General features: G+C 64.8%; 18 protein-coding genes. 6 read left to right on the forward strand and 12 right to left on the reverse strand.

What is annotated here, in order from left to right; translation table 11 throughout:
• Positions 1 to 23 precede the first annotated feature (23 nt).
• Both XH83_RS21435 and XH83_RS21440 read right to left on the reverse strand, forming a co-directional pair.
• Positions 24 to 374, reverse strand: a complete 351-nt coding sequence (locus XH83_RS21435; protein ID WP_194402758.1) for an antibiotic biosynthesis monooxygenase — start codon at positions 372 to 374, stop codon at positions 24 to 26.
• Positions 375 to 465: 91 nt separating this feature from the next.
• Complete coding sequence (locus tag XH83_RS21440) at positions 466 to 774, reverse strand: NIPSNAP family protein (protein WP_194402759.1); 309 nt, start codon at positions 772 to 774, stop codon at positions 466 to 468.
• Between the two features lie 193 nt (positions 775 to 967).
• Here XH83_RS21440 and XH83_RS21445 point away from each other — a divergent pair, with 193 nt between their 5' ends.
• Positions 968 to 1666 (forward strand): winged helix-turn-helix domain-containing protein, encoded by a 699-nt coding sequence (locus XH83_RS21445; RefSeq protein WP_194402760.1) that lies wholly within the window; start codon positions 968 to 970, stop codon positions 1664 to 1666.
• Between the two features lie 261 nt (positions 1667 to 1927).
• A complete protein-coding gene (locus XH83_RS21450) occupies positions 1928 to 2176 on the forward strand; it encodes a GCG_CRPN prefix-to-repeats domain-containing protein (protein WP_194402761.1) in 249 nt (82 codons plus the stop codon).
• 156 nt (positions 2177 to 2332) lie between these two features.
• Here XH83_RS21450 and XH83_RS21455 read toward each other — a convergent pair whose 3' ends face one another.
• Positions 2333 to 2617 (reverse strand): twin-arginine translocation signal domain-containing protein, encoded by a 285-nt coding sequence (locus XH83_RS21455; protein WP_194402762.1) that lies wholly within the window; start codon positions 2615 to 2617, stop codon positions 2333 to 2335.
• A gap of 116 nt (positions 2618 to 2733) precedes the next feature.
• Positions 2734 to 3048: a hypothetical protein gene (locus XH83_RS21460; protein ID WP_194402763.1), complete on the reverse strand. Its 315-nt coding sequence runs from the start codon at positions 3046 to 3048 to the stop codon at positions 2734 to 2736.
• A 126-nt stretch (positions 3049 to 3174) separates the two neighbouring features.
• Here XH83_RS21460 and XH83_RS21465 point away from each other — a divergent pair, with 126 nt between their 5' ends.
• On the forward strand, positions 3175 to 3828 hold the full coding sequence (locus tag XH83_RS21465; RefSeq protein WP_194402764.1) for a glutathione S-transferase family protein: 654 nt from the start codon (positions 3175 to 3177) through the stop codon (positions 3826 to 3828).
• Between the two features lie 82 nt (positions 3829 to 3910).
• Here the strand turns inward: XH83_RS21465 and XH83_RS21470 are convergent, their stop codons facing one another.
• Positions 3911 to 5788: a phospholipase D-like domain-containing protein gene (locus tag XH83_RS21470; protein WP_194402765.1), complete on the reverse strand. Its 1878-nt coding sequence runs from the start codon at positions 5786 to 5788 to the stop codon at positions 3911 to 3913.
• A gap of 185 nt (positions 5789 to 5973) precedes the next feature.
• Between XH83_RS21470 and XH83_RS21475 the strand changes: the two genes are divergently transcribed.
• Positions 5974 to 6126: a hypothetical protein gene (locus tag XH83_RS21475; protein ID WP_194402766.1), complete on the forward strand. Its 153-nt coding sequence runs from the start codon at positions 5974 to 5976 to the stop codon at positions 6124 to 6126.
• 112 nt (positions 6127 to 6238) lie between these two features.
• Here XH83_RS21475 and XH83_RS21480 read toward each other — a convergent pair whose 3' ends face one another.
• Together XH83_RS21480 and XH83_RS21485 are read right to left on the reverse strand one after the other, a co-directional pair.
• Positions 6239 to 6586 carry a hypothetical protein gene (locus XH83_RS21480; RefSeq protein WP_194402767.1) on the reverse strand — a complete coding sequence of 116 codons (348 nt, stop codon included), beginning with the start codon at positions 6584 to 6586 and terminating at the stop codon, positions 6239 to 6241.
• 102 nt (positions 6587 to 6688) lie between these two features.
• Positions 6689 to 8221 (reverse strand): acyl-CoA carboxylase subunit beta, encoded by a 1533-nt coding sequence (locus tag XH83_RS21485; protein ID WP_194402768.1) that lies wholly within the window; start codon positions 8219 to 8221, stop codon positions 6689 to 6691.
• A gap of 379 nt (positions 8222 to 8600) precedes the next feature.
• Here XH83_RS21485 and XH83_RS21490 point away from each other — a divergent pair, with 379 nt between their 5' ends.
• Positions 8601 to 9197: a hypothetical protein gene (locus XH83_RS21490; protein WP_194402769.1), complete on the forward strand. Its 597-nt coding sequence runs from the start codon at positions 8601 to 8603 to the stop codon at positions 9195 to 9197.
• Between the two features lie 183 nt (positions 9198 to 9380).
• Entirely contained in the window at positions 9381 to 10373 is a 993-nt protein-coding gene (locus tag XH83_RS21495; protein WP_194402770.1) for a dienelactone hydrolase family protein, read from the forward strand.
• 276 nt (positions 10374 to 10649) lie between these two features.
• Here XH83_RS21495 and XH83_RS21500 read toward each other — a convergent pair whose 3' ends face one another.
• The 5 genes from XH83_RS21500 to XH83_RS21520 all read right to left on the reverse strand — a co-directional run bounded on the left by XH83_RS21500 (position 10650) and on the right by XH83_RS21520 (position 15020).
• Positions 10650 to 11306 carry a carboxymuconolactone decarboxylase family protein gene (locus XH83_RS21500; protein ID WP_194402771.1) on the reverse strand — a complete coding sequence of 219 codons (657 nt, stop codon included), beginning with the start codon at positions 11304 to 11306 and terminating at the stop codon, positions 10650 to 10652.
• A 66-nt stretch (positions 11307 to 11372) separates the two neighbouring features.
• On the reverse strand, positions 11373 to 12230 hold the full coding sequence (gene blaOXA, locus XH83_RS21505; RefSeq protein ID WP_371746108.1) for a class D beta-lactamase: 858 nt from the start codon (positions 12228 to 12230) through the stop codon (positions 11373 to 11375).
• Positions 12231 to 12266: 36 nt separating this feature from the next.
• Positions 12267 to 12530, reverse strand: coding sequence for an EscU/YscU/HrcU family type III secretion system export apparatus switch protein (locus XH83_RS21510; RefSeq protein WP_063195078.1), 264 nt, complete (start codon positions 12528 to 12530; stop codon positions 12267 to 12269).
• Positions 12527 to 14143, reverse strand: coding sequence for a flagellar hook-length control protein FliK (locus tag XH83_RS21515; protein WP_194402772.1), 1617 nt, complete (start codon positions 14141 to 14143; stop codon positions 12527 to 12529). Before XH83_RS21515 ends, XH83_RS21510 begins: the two co-directional genes overlap by 4 nt.
• 82 nt (positions 14144 to 14225) lie before the next feature.
• Positions 14226 to 15020, reverse strand: coding sequence for an ATP12 family chaperone protein (locus tag XH83_RS21520; RefSeq protein ID WP_194402773.1), 795 nt, complete (start codon positions 15018 to 15020; stop codon positions 14226 to 14228).
• Between the last annotated feature and the right edge of the window lie 5 nt (positions 15021 to 15025).

The following is a 15025-nucleotide window of genomic DNA, read 5'->3' on the forward strand; positions in this document are numbered from 1 at the left end:
ATAGGCGCGCATGAATGCCTACGCTAGTGCGCGTCGTGCACGGCGCGACTGTCCTTGGGCGCTTCGTCCCGGTCGGTCATGCTGTAGTCCCTGACGATACTCGCAATGCGCAGATGATAGTCGGCAAAGATCTGCGCCCTGCCCTTGGCCTGGGTGCGGCGGTGCTCCATCGTGTTACGCCAGGCCGCAACCGCCGCCTCGTCCCGCCAGAACGACACCGACAGGATCTTGCCCTTGTCGGTCAGGCTCTCGAAACGCTCGACCGAGATGAAGCCGTCGATGGTTTGCAGGATCGGCTTCAGATCGGCGGCGAGGTCGAAATAATCCTGGCGATGTTCGGGCTTGGGCCAGACCTCGAAGATCACGGCGATCATGGGCGTCTCCTTTTGTTTGAGCATGATCCGGAAAACCGCGCTGCACTTTGCGCGAACGCGGCCCTTCGGGTCCGGATCATGCTGGCGTGGCCTACAATACCACCTGACGCAGGAAGGTGCGCTCTTCGGCGAGGATGAATTTGTGCTCCTCGGCGAAATGGAAATTGGCCATGCCCTCAGTGTCCTGTCGCAACCGGGCGCGATAGGCCTCATAGGCGGCCAGACTCTCGAAGGTGATCAGCCCAAAGGCGATGTTGTTGGTGCCCTCGTGCGGCATGAAATAGCCGATCAGGTCGCCACCGCATTTCGGGATGATGGTGAGCCAGCGCTTCGAGTACTCCTCGAATTGCGCGCGCTTGAAGGGATCGAGCTGGTAGCGGATGAAAACGGTGACGGACATGGTGGGCTCCTTGTTTCCACGCCGTCATTGCGAGCGCAGCGAAGCGATCCAGGAACCTCACCGCGGAGACAGCCTGGATTGCTTCGTCGCCCCGTGCAAATTGCTTCGCAATTTGTCACGGGCTCCTCGCAATGACGAACTGGTGACACGCTACGGCCTTGCCCGACCACAATGCTTCGGCTACCATCGAAGCATGAAATCAGGCCCCGACATCGCCATGGTCGCCTCGCTGGTCGGCGACCCCGCCCGCGCCAACATGCTCACGGCGCTGATGAACGGACGCGCGCTGACGGCGAGCGAGCTGGCGCAGGAAGCCGGCATCACGCCGCAGACCGCGAGCTCGCATCTGGCCAAGCTCGAGGCCGGCGGGTTGGTCGAGCCGGAGAAGCAGGGCCGCCACCGCTACTATCGCCTCACCGACGACGACGTCGCGGGCGTGCTCGAAGGTCTTGCAGGGCTTGCCGCGCGCACCGGCCATATGCGGGTGCGCACCGGACCGAAGGACCCGGCGCTGCGGCGCGCGCGGATCTGCTACGACCATCTCGCCGGCGATCTCGGCGTGCAGATGCTCGATTCCTTGCGCGAGCGGAATCTGGTCAGGCAGAAGAAGCAGGACATCGAGCTGACCGCCGAGGGCGAGCGTTTTCTCGCCAGGCATCTGCAGATCTCGCCCGACATGCTCACCCATCCGCGGCGCCCGGTGTGCAAGGCGTGCCTGGACTGGAGCGAGCGGAGGCATCACCTCGCCGGCACGCTGGGGGCTGCCATGATGCAGCGCTTCGCCGAGCTGAAATGGGCGGCGCGCGACGCCACGCCCGGCAGCCGCGTCGTGAACTTCACCCGCACCGGCGAGAAGCAGTTTGCCGCGCTGTTCGGCAACGTAAGGGACTGACCGGCGCGCGCTCCCATTGCGTCCTGGAGTGCTCCGGCGGCACGGCAGCTTGGAGGCCCCCGGCCGCCGGCGCCATTTCTGTCGCCTCAGGCCCTGTGCGAGGGAACGTTCATGCCGCATTCAGGTCATGATTGGCAGGTTTGGATCGCGCTGTGCCGATATGTTGCAAGATTTGACATGTCGAATCGCGTCTTTTGATTCATTGTGCGCCGCGAGCGCCGCCCCCAAAGACTTTCCCCCAAGGACGAGAAGGAAGATCAAATGAAATACCTGTTCGCCGCCGCCGTGCTTGCCACCGCTGTCGTCGGATTCGGTGAGGCGGCCAGCGCCGCTGAGGGCTGCGGCCGCGGCTTCTATCGCGGTCCCTATGGCAATTGCCGCCCGATGCGCGGCGCGGTCGTGGTGCGCCCCGCCCCGGTGGTGGTCGCCCCGCCGGTCGTGGTCGTGCCCCGCGCGCGCGTATGCCCCTATGGCTTCCGCTGGTACGCCGGCCGCTGCCGCCCGTTCTGATCTCTTCGCATCGCAAGATGGCCGCGCGGCGAAAGCCTGCGCGGCCATCTTCGTTTCGCGGCTCACCTGACGATTCGCATCGAAATTGAAGCACCTCCGAATCGAAACGGGGACCGCTGGCTGCGATCCCCGTCCAATTCACGCGCTCTGGCGAGCTTACCAGTAATGGCGGCGGTGCCAGCGCCGGTGATGCCGGCGCCAATGACGGCGGCGCCATCCCCAATGGCCGTGATGGCCATGCCAGTGCACCTGCTCGGGCGTCAGCTTGGCGGCTTCCTCACTGGTGGTGACGGCGGGATGAGCGTCGGCATTGCCTTGCGGCGCACGTGCGGGATCAATGACGGGCTGCGGTGACAGCGGCGCGGCCCGCGCGGTCGCGGCGAAGGCGGCGGCGCCCGCCGTCACCCCCAATGCAAGCTTCAAAAAGTTCCGGCGCTCCATGGCTTCTTCCTCTTGGATCTTCGTGCAAGTGATGCAGAGGAAGTGTCGCGGCCACGACATGAACCGAAGCTGAATCGCATGTTCAGACTCGGTGCGAAGCGAACATTCGCTGTGCCTCACGTGGAAACTTCCTGCGCCAGCACCAGCGTCTCGCGCGAGCGCTTCACGTCGGGCCAGTCGCGGTTGAAATCGACGACGAGCTTCTGCAACGCATCACCTTCCAGCATGGCCGCAAGTCTGGCCTCGTCGTCGAACTGATACATCGCCACGTGCAGCGAGGGATCATCGAGGCTCCAGAACCGCGACGCTCGGCTCACGCCGAAGGTCTCCATCGCGTCGGGCAGATGTTCCGTCTCGTACCATTTGTCGAAGGCAGCGCGCTTGCCGGCGTCGGGGACGATGGCGCGGACGACGAAGAAGGCGGCGGGCATCGGGTTCCTCCTGGTGTTGGCGCGAGCCTAACCGGTCAAATCGCCGGCGGCAAAAAGAGTGGCACCGGTGTCGGAACGGGCGCCCTTCGCTCGTCCTTTGTTCGAACCAGGACACGGAGACAGCAAATGGCCGACCTCACCCTCACCACCTTCAATTGGGTTCCGGAACCGCCGCGTGGCCTCGTGCGCGATCTCAGAGTGCGCTGGGCGCTGGAAGAAGCCGCCTTGCCCTATCGCGTCGCCAGCACGCCGTTCGACGATCGCAGGCCTGCGCACCTCGCGCACCAGCCGTTCGGCCAGGTGCCGTGGCTGACCGACGGCGACATCTCGATCTTCGAGACCGGCGCAATCCTGCTTCATCTCGGCGAACGCAGCGAGAAGCTGATGCCCACAGATCCGCGCGGCCGCGCCGAGGCGACGGCTTGGGTATTCGCGGCGCTCAATTCGGTGGAGATGGCCAGCCTGCCCTGGGGAATGTCGAAGTTCATGGGACATCCGACCGACACGGCAGCCTGGAAATTCGTCGACGACTTCCTCAAGCTTCGCTTGAAGCATCTCGAGCCGGTGCTAGCGGGGCGCGAATGGCTGGCGGGCTCCTTCTCGGTCGCCGACATCCTGATGGCGGACGTGCTGCGTCTCGTCGACATGTTCGGCGGGCTGGCGGACAGCCCCGCCTGCCGCGCCTACGTCGCGCGCGCCACCGGCCGCCCGGCGTTCATCAAGGCGCACGCCGACCAGATGGCGCATTTCGCGGCGGCGGACGCTGACCACAAGCATTAGGCAAAGGCAGCAATTTGCCGTTCCATCACCTAGACGAGCGCGGGTCGCGTCGGCAGATGCCCGCGCTCCAGGGATGACTGCTCTAGGTCGCCAGGCCGGCGAACGCCAGGCGATCGGTCTCCTCGCGACTTCCGGACTTGTAGTACGGGTCCGTCCAGCTATCATCCTTCTTCAATCCCGCGATGCGCGCCTCGACGCTCTTTTTCTTCTTGCCGCCTTTGGTCTTTCCCTCCACATGCGCGCGAAACCAATAGTGCTCGAACATGCGCATGAATTCCGTGATGTAGATGTCCATCACGGCGGTATCGCCACGAATGATCAGGCTGTTCTCGTCGTTGGTTTTCGTCGAGTTGTTGGAGAAATTGGCTGACCCCGTGACCAGGATCGGGTCCTGCCCAAACGGATCGATCGCGATGATCTTGGAGTGGATGTGAACTCCGGAATGGTGGAAGCTCTCCTCATGCTCGAGCAGCCGCCCCTGGAAATCGTGCAGCGCCGAGCTCAGCGTGGTTGCAACCGAGACCTGGTTGGCAGCGTCGTGCTCGAGCAGCTTCACGGCTCCCGCCTTGCCGAACGAACTGCCCTTGTCCGCCATCAGAAAGCGCAGCGTGCCCTTCGGCGTCTTCTTGAAGGTTGCGAGAATCTTCGGATGCAGGACGAAGGGCGCACTGACCATCACGATCTTCCCGGTCCGGCAAAGCTCCGCGTAGAGATCGATCATCTCCAGCTTCGACTGGGGAGAGAAGATCGGCGTGACCCCGTGTGGAATGCTGTCGCGATCCCTCGGCACCGGCGTCAAGAACTGGGTGTGCTTCTTGATGTCCCTGGCTGAATCGTTGTTGTACAGCGACTGGAAATAGTCGTTGTACGCCGTGGCGATCTTCACATTGTAGCTGGCGTGTCCCAGGTTGAGCTGGCCGTAGATCGCACCGTCGGTCCAGTTTGTCGATCCGGTCCACACCGCGATCGGCTGCATCGATCCATTCGCCCCCTTCTTCAGCAGAACGACGAATTTGTTGTGCATGATCGCGCCTTGTGGATCCGCATCGCGAGGTTTGGCGAATGTGATCCCTGCCGCCGCGATGGCCGCGCGATTCCTGGCCGCCGTCTTGTCCGCTGGATCAGGCTTGCCCTGCTTGCTCTTCTGTCGCGCGTGGTAGGCGACCTTGACGTCCACGCCACGGCCCGCCGCACGCGTCAATGCTTCGAGCAGCTTGGGCTTCTGAAATTCGTAGATCGCGGCATGAACGGCATAGCTGGAATCGACCGCCTGGCCGATAAACCCGATCAGCGCTTCCTCGAGCCCGCGCGAAAGCCACCATAGAGCGTCGGGGATCCTGGCGGGGTCGTTGTCGCCATAGCGGCTATTATAGGCGCGGCTCGCGGCAGCTCCGCGATTGAAGAACACCGAAGCATCATGGCCGTGGTTGTTTTCCGTTTTGACCTCGACCGTCACGCCGCCCTGAATGGTGTCGAATTCGCGGCGCCGCTCGGCTTCCTTGCCATCCTGGACGATCTTCGCCGCCGGATCGTAGCGCGGAACGACGCGGTAGCGATAAGACTTTCCGGGATCGACCGTGTAGTCGCCCCAGCGGAATTTCTGCAACGGAGCGCGAGCGGTCGACACCATCGGAGCGTCCTGATCCGGCGCCCGCGGCGCAGCGTTCTTGGCTGCTCCCCTTTTCTTGGCGGCCTTCTTGGCGGCCGGCACCGGCTTCGGGTCCGCCTCGACCGCTGGAATGGCGGCCTGCGCGATGTCGGCTGCGTCGAGCGGATCGACGTCGAACCGAAGCATGTTGGGCAGCCAGCGCCGCGCGCCGGTGTCGACATCCGTCCGCTCAATGGTGAATCCGAGGCAGCCCTTTCGCTTCGGCTCCTCGAGATCCATCGCCAGCAACACGTTGTTTGAGCCAGCAATGACACGCAGTGTCAGTCCATCCTTCGATGCCCGCGCTCGCATGGGAAAATTCCTTATGAAAAACTCAAAATCTACCCCTAGGTTATACGATTTATCATGTGTCGCAATACGTGTGCATTCTTCCGCCGCGGCGACAAGGCCCGCGGAGCGTGATCCGCCTCACATAATCAATCCAGCACCCGGCCTACGGTCGCCAGCACCGGACGGAAGCAATTGGAAGGTGACCCATGGTCCGCATCGAATATCTCAAGCGACAGATCGCCCGCGCCGAGCGGCTGGCCAAAGCCATCCTCGACCGCCAGACCGCCGACCGGCTGCAAGCCTTCGCCGCCGAATGCCGCACGGAATTGTCGGAGCTGACGCTCAAGACCGCCGCGTGAGGCGTGTTGACGCTGGATGCGTCGGGCGGATTAGTGCCAGCGTAATCCGCCACTTCCCCATCCAATAACGCAAACCTTGGCGGATTACGCTATCGCTAATCCGTCCTACACCTCACACCAGCTTCAACGGCGCATCGGCAACGACGCGCAGGTCAATACTGCCGATCAGCGCCGCACGGCGCGCCTCCGCCGCGCTGATGGCCTCGTCCGTCTGCCGCAGCGTCGAGACGTTCGAGCCGAGCGAGACGATCCCGCCGAGCACCAGCGCGATCGATCCGAGTGCGGCGGTCTGACCGAACCCGAACACGCCGAGGATCGTCACCACCAGCAGCGCCGCCCCTGCACCGATGGCGATCTTCGACGCCAGGATGTACTTGCGGCAACGCTCGGCGATCTCGGCGAGAGCCTCGATGCGATCTTCAATGTCGGAGATTTCGTCGGTCGGATCGTCTTCGGTCATTGGATCGAGGATGCCGATTGTAGGGCGGATTAGGCGTAGCCGTAATCCGCCGCGTTCGGATGAGTGGCGGGTTACGCTTCGCTAACCCGCCCTACGCGGTCCTCACAAGGGCAAATTGTCGTGCTTCTTCGCCGGCGCTTCCACCTTCTTGTCCTTCAGCATCGCCAGCGCTCGCGCGATCCGCTTCCTCGTCGAATGCGGCATGATGACGTCGTCGATGTAGCCGCGTTCGGCGGCGATGAACGGGGACAGGAAGCGGTCTTCGTATTCCTTGGTGCGGGCGGCGATCTTGTCGGGGTCGCCGATGTCACTGCGGAAGATGATCTCGACCGCGCCCTTGGCGCCCATCACGGCGATCTGGGCGGTCGGCCAGGCGTAGTTCATGTCGGCGCCGATCTCCTTGGAGGCCATGACGTCGAAGGCGCCGCCATAGGCCTTGCGGGTGATGATGGTGACCAGCGGCACCGTGCACTGCGAATAGGCGAACAGCAGCTTGGCGCCGTGCTTGATCAGGCCGCCATATTCCTGCGCGGTGCCCGGCAGGAAGCCTGGCACGTCGACGAAGGTGACGATCGGGATGTTGAAGGCATCGCAGAAGCGCACGAAACGCGCGGCCTTGCGCGAGGCGTCCGAGTCGAGCACGCCGGCCAACACCATCGGCTGGTTGGCGACGAAGCCGACGGTGCGGCCCGCAATGCGGCCGAAGCCGGTGACGATGTTCTTGGCGAAGCTCTCCGCGATCTCGAAGAAGTCGCCCTCGTCCACGACCTTCAGGATCAGCTCCTTCATGTCGTAAGGCTTGTTCGGATTGTCGGGGATCAGCGTGTCCAAGGACATGTCGACACGGCCGATGTCGTCGAAGCTCGGCCATTCCGGCACGCCGTCGGTGTTGTTGGACGGCAGGAAGTCGATCAGACGCCGCATCTGCAGCAGCGTCTCGACGTCGTTCTCGAAGGCGCCATCGGCGATCGAGGAGCGCGTGGCGTGCACCGAGGCGCCGCCGAGCTCTTCGGCGGTGACGACCTCGTTGGTGACGGTCTTCACGACGTCGGGGCCGGTGACGAACATGTAGCTGGTGTTCTTCACCATGAAGATGAAGTCGGTCATCGCGGGCGAATAGACGTCGCCGCCGGCGCAGGGGCCCATGATGACGGAGATCTGCGGGATCACGCCGGAGGCGAGCACATTGCGGCGGAACACGTAGGAATAACCGGCGAGCGCGGCGACGCCTTCCTGGATGCGGGCGCCGCCGGCATCATAGAGGCCGATGATGGGCGCCCTCGCCTTCATCGCCATGTCCTGGAGTTTCGTGATCTTCAGCGCGTGCGTTTCCGACAGCGAGCCGCCGAACACCGTGAAGTCTTTGGCGAAGACAAACGTCTTGCGGCCGTTGACGGTGCCCCACCCCGTGACGACGCCGTCGCCGGGGATCTTGTTCTTCTCCATGCCGAACTCGGTGGAGCGGTGCTGGACGAACATGTCGAACTCCTCGAACGATCCCTTGTCGAGGAGCAGCTCGATCCGCTCGCGCGCGGTCAGCTTGCCGCGGGCGTGCTGCGCCTCGATGCGCTTCTCCCCGCCGCCGAGCTTGGCGCCGGCGCGACGATCTTCAAGGGCGTCCAGGATGTGCTTCATTTGCTCCCGCCAGTTCTTAAGCCTAAATGCGATTGCCGGGGGTTCTAACACGGCATTTTGCAAGCCGGAAAGCGCCTTTCGGCGCCGCAGGGCTGCCTTGAAGCAGCGGGAAAGCGCAAGGAATTCCAAAGTTTTGCCGGCTAGCCGATGGCGGACGCGGGAATGGCCGGACGGCCCGGCTTCCCCATTCACCCGGCCCGGCCGGGGCGGCTCGCAGAGGCGCGCCTGATCCCGGCCGGGGCCTCGCAAATTGGTGTCCCCGCCCGGTTGACCGGGCCTGCCGATTCAGGCTTGCTCCGCATTCGCGATCAGGCGCCGAATGTTGCGTGAGCCCAGTCGGTACGGCGGCGGTCACCACAGCCTGGCTCAAGCGTCACACATGTCTGCGACGGTCGTCCCCCTGCCGCCGAACTCATCGTCAGATACCGTCGACTTCCTGCGGCGCATGGCCAGCATGGTGTCGGGGCGAAATGGCGAGATGCTGCTGCGCGCCGCGAGCCTGATCGAGCAGCTCGGCCAGCGGGCGATGTCGGCCGAGCGGCTGTATCACCAGCAGCAGATCGAGAGCACGCGCAACGCCGAGCTGCGCGAGGCGGCCGAGCTCGCCTCCGATGCCATGGTCGGGCAGATCGACGTGCTGCGGGCGCAGCTTGCCGAGGTCACCGCGGCAGCCGCCGCCGAGCGCGCCGCCTTCGATGCCGAGCGCGGCAAGCTGATCGGCCTGATGCAGAATGCCGAGAGCCATATCGTCAAGCTAACGACCGAGCTGCACAGCTTGCGCGCCTCCGTCGACAGTTTCAACGAGACCGCGGTCTCGGTGCCGATCGAGGTGCTGCGGCTGGCGCGGACGCAGTTCGATTTCCTCTCCGCCGGCTTTGCCCGCAAGGGCGACGTGATCTCGCAGGCGATGAGCGAGATCGGCGGCTTCGCGATCGACCAGGCGCTGACCGCGAAGAAGACAGCCGACGAGGGCTGAAGTCTTTCAAAGCAAGGTGTCCGGGCTTGTCCCGGGCATTCACGTTCTTTGGCAGCGTCCGATAGACAAGATCGTGGATGGCCGGGACAAGCCCGGCCATGACACCGTGGAAGCAGGCGGCATCAAAATTGACAGCCCGCAAGTCCGTTGGTCTACTCCCTGAAAATCACACGGGAGGATCCGATGCCGACGGCATTCCGCGCCGCCATGGCGCTCATTGCGCTCTGCGCTGCCACCGGGCTCGCTTATGCGCAGTCGCTGCCCAAGGAAGTCGCCACCCGCGCCGAGATCTACCCGATCCCCTCTCTCACTCTCTCCGACCAGAAATTCCTCAGCGGCGATGCGGCGGCCGGCAAGCCAGTGACGGTGGCCGGCGAATTCCGCGTGGCGCAGGGGACCGGCAAACTCCCCGTCGTGGTGCTGATGCACGGCTCGAGCGGCGTCGGCGCCACCACGGAAGCCTGGGTGCACGCCTTCAACGCCATGGGCATCTCGACCTTCGTGATCGACGGTTTCACCGGCCGCGGGCTGACGGTGGTCGGACCGAACCAGGCGCTGCTCGGCCGGCTCAATCTGATCATCGACATCTACCGTTCGCTGGAGATCCTGGCGAAACACCCGCGCGTCGATCTTGACCGCATCGTGCTGATGGGCTTTTCCCGCGGCGGACAGGCAACGCTCTACGCAAGCCTCGACCGCTTCAACAAGCTCTGGAACAAGTCGGGCATCCAGTTCGCGGCGTACGTCCCGTTCTATCCGGACTGCTCGACGACGTATGTTGGTGACAACGAGGTCGCCGCGCGCCCGATCCGCATCTTCCACGGCACGCCAGACGACTACAATCCCGTGAAGAGCTGCAAGGCGTTCGTCGAACGGCTCAAGGCAGCGGGCCGTGATGTCGTGCTGACCGAATATCCCGACAGCGCACACGGATTCGACAGCGGCCTGCTCGGCGTCAGCACCGTTGCGGTGTCAGCCAATGCGCAAACCGTGCGCAACTGCCGGATCAAGGAAGGCGACGGCGGCGTGCTGATGAACGGCGAGACCAACGCGCCCTTTACCTATAAGGATTCCTGTGTCGAGTTGAACCCGCATGTCGGCGGCAATCCAAAGACGGCCGCCGAGGCGCGCAAGGCGGTGGAGGAGTTCTTGCAGGTTTTGTTCAAGCTGGGGTGAATGCGCCTGCTCCGCGCGCGGTGCCGTAGGGTGGGCAATGCGAAGCGTGTCTACCTAACAATCACGACAGAGAAACAATCGTGGGCACACGGCGCTACGCGCCATTGCCCACCCTACGGCAGCTGCGCATGTGCGCCACATACTCCGTCATTGCGAGCGCAGCGAAGCAATCCAGACTTCCTCAACGTAAAAACTCTGGATTTCTTCGCATCAGCGAGCTCCTCGCAATGACGTGGTGGGAGCGCCGTTCGCAATGACGGGCCGAGAGAGTGAGACCTACGGCTCGCCCGGCTTGAACGGCTCCTCCTTGCCCGGCGGCACGGTTTCCTCCGCCATGGCCAGCAGCATTGCGACCATCACGTAATTGCCGGCGAGTGCGGTGAGGTCGACGATCTGCTGATCATTGAACACCTTCTTCGCCCGCGCGTAAGTCTCGTCGGTGACCTTCTTGGTCGTGGTAAGCTCAGTGACGAAATCGTAGACCACGGTCTCGTCCTCGGCCATCTTCGACGGGCGCTTGTTGGCCTTCAGCTCCGCGATGATATCGGAGGAGAGGCCCGCCTTGGCTGCCAGCGGCGCATGCGCGAACCATTCCACCTGCGAACGCCATTGCCGCCCGATGATCAGGATCGCGAACTCGTTGAGCTTCAGCGGGACCGAGGTCTCCCAGCGCAGATAATGGAACAGGTCGAACAGGCGCTGGCCCAACACGGGGCTGCGGATCATAGGATTGTAGGGACCGCCGATGCCGACGCTCGACACCTTCATGATTTGCTCGCCAAGCGGCTTCTGCTTGGCGTCGAGCTGGTCCATGGTGAGCTGCGGAAAGCGCGGCTCCTTGCTGGTTGCGGGGCCGGCAAACATGGTGGCGGCAAGCCAGCCGCCGGCTGCAGCGAGCGTAAGCGACGACAGCCAGATTGGTGTTGAGTTCATTGTTGTCCTCCCGGTTATCTTTCTTGCCCGGAAGGATGCTAGTCGAGCGGCGCTGGCGCGACAGCGCTAGATCGCGCCGATCTCGGCAAGGCAGGCTTGCGTCAGGCTCATGCGCTCGCCGATGAGGCGCGGCTCCTTGCAATCCATGTTGAGCGCGAACACCGTGTGCACCTCGCCCTTCTCGGCCCAGCCGACCATCCAGCCGAGCGACGGCTCGCCGCGCTCGGCTCCGAGCAGGCCGGACTTGGCGCGGATGATGGCCTCGCCCACCTTGGTCACCGGCAGGATGTCGGCGACCAGATCCTGGCTGCGCTTTGAGATCGGCAGCGCGCGGCGGCGCAGCCGGTCGACGAAATCGATCTGCTCGACTGGATCGATGCGTAAATTTCCGGTGAGCCAGAACTGGTCGACGCCGCCGCCGATGTCGCGATTGCCGTAGTCGAACTCGTCGACATATTTCTGCATGCGCTCCTGGCCGATGCGCCGCGCGATCTCCTGATAGACCGGCACCGCGCTGACCGCGATCGCGCTGCGCAGCGTGTGATCCTTGTTCCAGGCTTCGATCGGCCGCTTCACGCCATCCCACGGGAAGACGTCCTTGTCGGGATCGGTGACGACGCCGGTCTCGAGCGCGATCAGCGAGTTCGGGATCTTGAAGGTCGAGGCCGGCAGCTTGCCCTCGCCCGAGCGCTCCTTGTCGCTGGCGACGATCAGATAGTCCTCGACCTTGTAGCCGACGAAGGTGCCTGATGTGCCGAGGTCGGTGAAGCGCTTTGCGAGACTGTCACGGATCTCATTGCGCGGCGGCGCGACGTGGGCGAGCGCGCGCTGCGGCAGGATGGCAGATGCGGCAAGAAGGCCGAGAGTGGAGCGGCGGGTGAGCAAGAGCGATGTCCATTGACTGATGAAAGCGGCCGCGACCATGCAGACGCTCCATGGTGAAACGATGACAGGTAGGACCTACCGCCCCCGGCCCGACAGCCGCAGCACGAACACCAGGACCTCGGCGACGGCCTTGTAGAGGTCCGGCGGGATCTCCTCGCCGAGCTCGACCTTGGACAGCGCGCCGGCCAAGACCTCGTTTTCCTCGATCGGGATGTCGTGAGCCTTGGCGATCTCGACGATCTTCTCGCCGATCGTGCCTTTGCCCTTGGCGACGACGACGGGCGCGCCAGAGCCCTTCTCGTAATGCAGCGCGATCGCGAGCTTGGATGGATCACTCATGTGGCGCGATCCAGGAAGTGGCCGGCGCGGGCCGGTGCCGGCTGCGGCGGCGTGCCGTCGCGGACCAGGATGTCGCCGGGGTTGAGCTCGGCCCTCACCAGGGCCTGGTTGAGCTCACCGATGCCGGCGCGAAGCTGCTGCGCGGTCGCCGTCCGCTCCGCCCACATCCGCACGAAAGTCTTGTCGCCATTCAACGTGATCAGAGCATGCACCGGGCCGGCGGGCTCGACATTGAGCGTGAAGCGCGCGCGCCAGGCTTGCTTGGCGGGATCGGCGGATTCGCCAGCACCATCGCGCGAGATCTCGAACTGCGCCATCGCGGTGCCTTGCGGCGTTGCAAAGGGTATCTCGAAATTCCACTGCGGCACGCTGGGATCAACGCGGTGACCGCTGGCATCCGTGCGATCGGGGAGCGAAGCGACCTGGAGCAGGGTCTGCCGCGCGATCGCGGCATCGGTCTCGTCGAGCAGGCGATGCACGGTCGCGGAGAGCGGCGCATCCGGCGCGAGCGATGGCGTGGCGATCGATTGCGCAGATGGCAGCGCGCCACGGAACGGGGGCGGTATCGCGCGGGCCGCGGCTTCGAAGAGGTGGCCATCGGGCACGGCCTTGTTGGAGCCGGGCACGTTACCGGTGAGGCGCGGCAGGTTTTGCGTGACCTCCTGCAGCAGGCTTGCGGCAAGGCCGGCGGACATGCGCGGCAGCGCCATTTGCGGCGCGTCGGCCGCCATATCGGCCAGCACCGCGGCCGCGGGATTGGCGTTGCGCGGCGTTTGCGGCTGCTGGGCAATGTCGGGGGCGATCGACGGCGAGACGGTCTGCGCGACCTCACCCGCTGGCTGCGCCGGCGCGGCGGCGACCTGCGGTGTCGCCGTGGTGCCGGCCGGAATCGTGGCGCCCTGGCTTTGCGGTGCGGCCGTCTGGATCGTCGCCAAGGTCTGGCGCAGCACCAGCAGCGCCGCCTTCAAATCCGGAACGCTACCTGAGGACGGGGTCGTGCCTGCAGCAAGTGATGCCTCGAGGAATAGTCCTGACTTCTGGAAGGCGGATTCGATGTCGCCGCCATCGAGGGCGCCGTTGAGCTGTGTCTGCTGTGCCAACACGTCCAGCACCGCCTGCTTCAACCCCGCCGGTAAATCGCTGCCGGTGACGACGGCCGCCAGATCAGCGAACAGCGGCGCCTGGCTGCCCTGCTTCGTCACGGCCTCGGCCGCTGCCGCGGTGACGGCGACCTGCTCCAACGGCGTGAGCGTATTTCGCGGCACGCTCGCCGACGGCGCCAGCGGCGGGCTTTCCACCAGCGAGGCGGCGCGGGGCGTCAGCGTGATCTGATCAGTGGCGGCCTCGCCTGCCCCGCTCATGACCGCAAGGCGGATGGTGCCGTCGTTCTGCGACACCGCGAGCTGCAGATTCTGCCCCGGCGTCAGCGCCACCTCCGACATCACGTCCATCGAGAGGTTGGCGATCGCGATCCGCACCAGATTGTCGGCCATCACGCTGACGACCCTGGCATCGACGACGCTGCCGGCCTGAAGCACGAGGTCGGGCGTCGTCGCATCAGCCGCGGGGCTGGGCGCACTGACGGGAAGGATGGACGTGACGGGCGTCGGCATCTCAGGGGGCCCAAGGAAGCACTGGAGCGAGCACGGGAGCGAGCACTCTCCCCACCCTAGCGTCTACGTCGTAAACCTCTCGTTAAGGACCTTTGGCCACGGCCGCCCTGACCGCCGCCAAGACCGTCACGGCGGCCTCGAAATCCCGGAAGCGCGTGGCCCGGCGGGTAGCTGCCTCCTCGTCCACGCCCCATTGCTCGGCGTTCCAGTCCTCGTCGACATGGGCGGCGGCCCAGACCTGGTCGGCATCGTGCACGTCATGGGCCAGCGCCAGGGCCAGCAGCGCCGAACCAGTCAAGGTGGTCACCACGTGGAGCGCGGCGACCGACCAGGCATCCTCGGGCAGCGCGGCTCGTGCCGCCTTCAGCGCTTCGTCCGGCTGCCTCACATGCATGACGCCCTCGGACAGGATGAAATGCGCCCCCAGCGTCTCCGCGGCCCAGAACAGCACTGGATCCCAATGCGCGGCCTCGCGGGCCACGAGCCCTTCCGGGTGGCCGGCGCGATAGAACAGCAAATCGGACTCGAAGTACTTTGCAAGGTCGTCGCTGACGATCTCGACGCGGTCGACGACGCCTTCGACCACGCTGTTGGCGATCCGCGTCAGCGGCATGGTCACGGGATCGATGCTCGCACCCTGGGCAGCCCATTCCGCGGCGACGCGATCTGCGAGCGTCCGCGCAGGGATCACGACCTGGCGGCCAGACGGCGTGCGGATCGGCTTGCCATCGAGCGTGATGGCAAAACCACCCTCGGCCTCGGTGACGCCGGCCTCCTTGTAGAAGCGCTTGCGCAGCGGCGTGCGCGCAGACGCGCGCGCCGATTCCCGCGGATCGGGCGGAGGCTGGCCTGCGGCTTCTTCGAACAATTCGCGCATGTGAG

Origin of the sequence: Bradyrhizobium sp. CCBAU 53351 (assembly GCF_015291745.1) — a bacterium.
Lineage (GTDB): Bacteria > Pseudomonadota > Alphaproteobacteria > Rhizobiales > Xanthobacteraceae > Bradyrhizobium.

Coding starts and splice junctions, on each gene's coding strand:
- XH83_RS21515 (WP_194402772.1), bottom strand. CDS start 14,143: ATGCCGACGCCCGTCACGTCCATCCTTCCCGTCAGTGCGCCCAGCCCC.
- XH83_RS21435 (WP_194402758.1), bottom strand. CDS start 374: ATGATCGCCGTGATCTTCGAGGTCTGGCCCAAGCCCGAACATCGCCAG.
- XH83_RS21485 (WP_194402768.1), bottom strand. CDS start 8,221: ATGAAGCACATCCTGGACGCCCTTGAAGATCGTCGCGCCGGCGCCAAG.
- XH83_RS21450 (WP_194402761.1), top strand. CDS start 1,928: ATGAAATACCTGTTCGCCGCCGCCGTGCTTGCCACCGCTGTCGTCGGA.
- XH83_RS21490 (WP_194402769.1), top strand. CDS start 8,601: ATGTCTGCGACGGTCGTCCCCCTGCCGCCGAACTCATCGTCAGATACC.
- XH83_RS21500 (WP_194402771.1), bottom strand. CDS start 11,306: ATGAACTCAACACCAATCTGGCTGTCGTCGCTTACGCTCGCTGCAGCC.
- XH83_RS21510 (WP_063195078.1), bottom strand. CDS start 12,530: ATGAGTGATCCATCCAAGCTCGCGATCGCGCTGCATTACGAGAAGGGC.
- XH83_RS21480 (WP_194402767.1), bottom strand. CDS start 6,586: ATGACCGAAGACGATCCGACCGACGAAATCTCCGACATTGAAGATCGC.
- XH83_RS21495 (WP_194402770.1), top strand. CDS start 9,381: ATGCCGACGGCATTCCGCGCCGCCATGGCGCTCATTGCGCTCTGCGCT.
- XH83_RS21465 (WP_194402764.1), top strand. CDS start 3,175: ATGGCCGACCTCACCCTCACCACCTTCAATTGGGTTCCGGAACCGCCG.
- XH83_RS21445 (WP_194402760.1), top strand. CDS start 968: ATGAAATCAGGCCCCGACATCGCCATGGTCGCCTCGCTGGTCGGCGAC.
- XH83_RS21470 (WP_194402765.1), bottom strand. CDS start 5,788: ATGCGAGCGCGGGCATCGAAGGATGGACTGACACTGCGTGTCATTGCT.
- XH83_RS21460 (WP_194402763.1), bottom strand. CDS start 3,048: ATGCCCGCCGCCTTCTTCGTCGTCCGCGCCATCGTCCCCGACGCCGGC.
- XH83_RS21440 (WP_194402759.1), bottom strand. CDS start 774: ATGTCCGTCACCGTTTTCATCCGCTACCAGCTCGATCCCTTCAAGCGC.
- XH83_RS21475 (WP_194402766.1), top strand. CDS start 5,974: ATGGTCCGCATCGAATATCTCAAGCGACAGATCGCCCGCGCCGAGCGG.
- XH83_RS21455 (WP_194402762.1), bottom strand. CDS start 2,617: ATGGAGCGCCGGAACTTTTTGAAGCTTGCATTGGGGGTGACGGCGGGC.
- blaOXA (WP_371746108.1), bottom strand. CDS start 12,230: ATGGTCGCGGCCGCTTTCATCAGTCAATGGACATCGCTCTTGCTCACC.
- XH83_RS21520 (WP_194402773.1), bottom strand. CDS start 15,020: ATGCGCGAATTGTTCGAAGAAGCCGCAGGCCAGCCTCCGCCCGATCCG.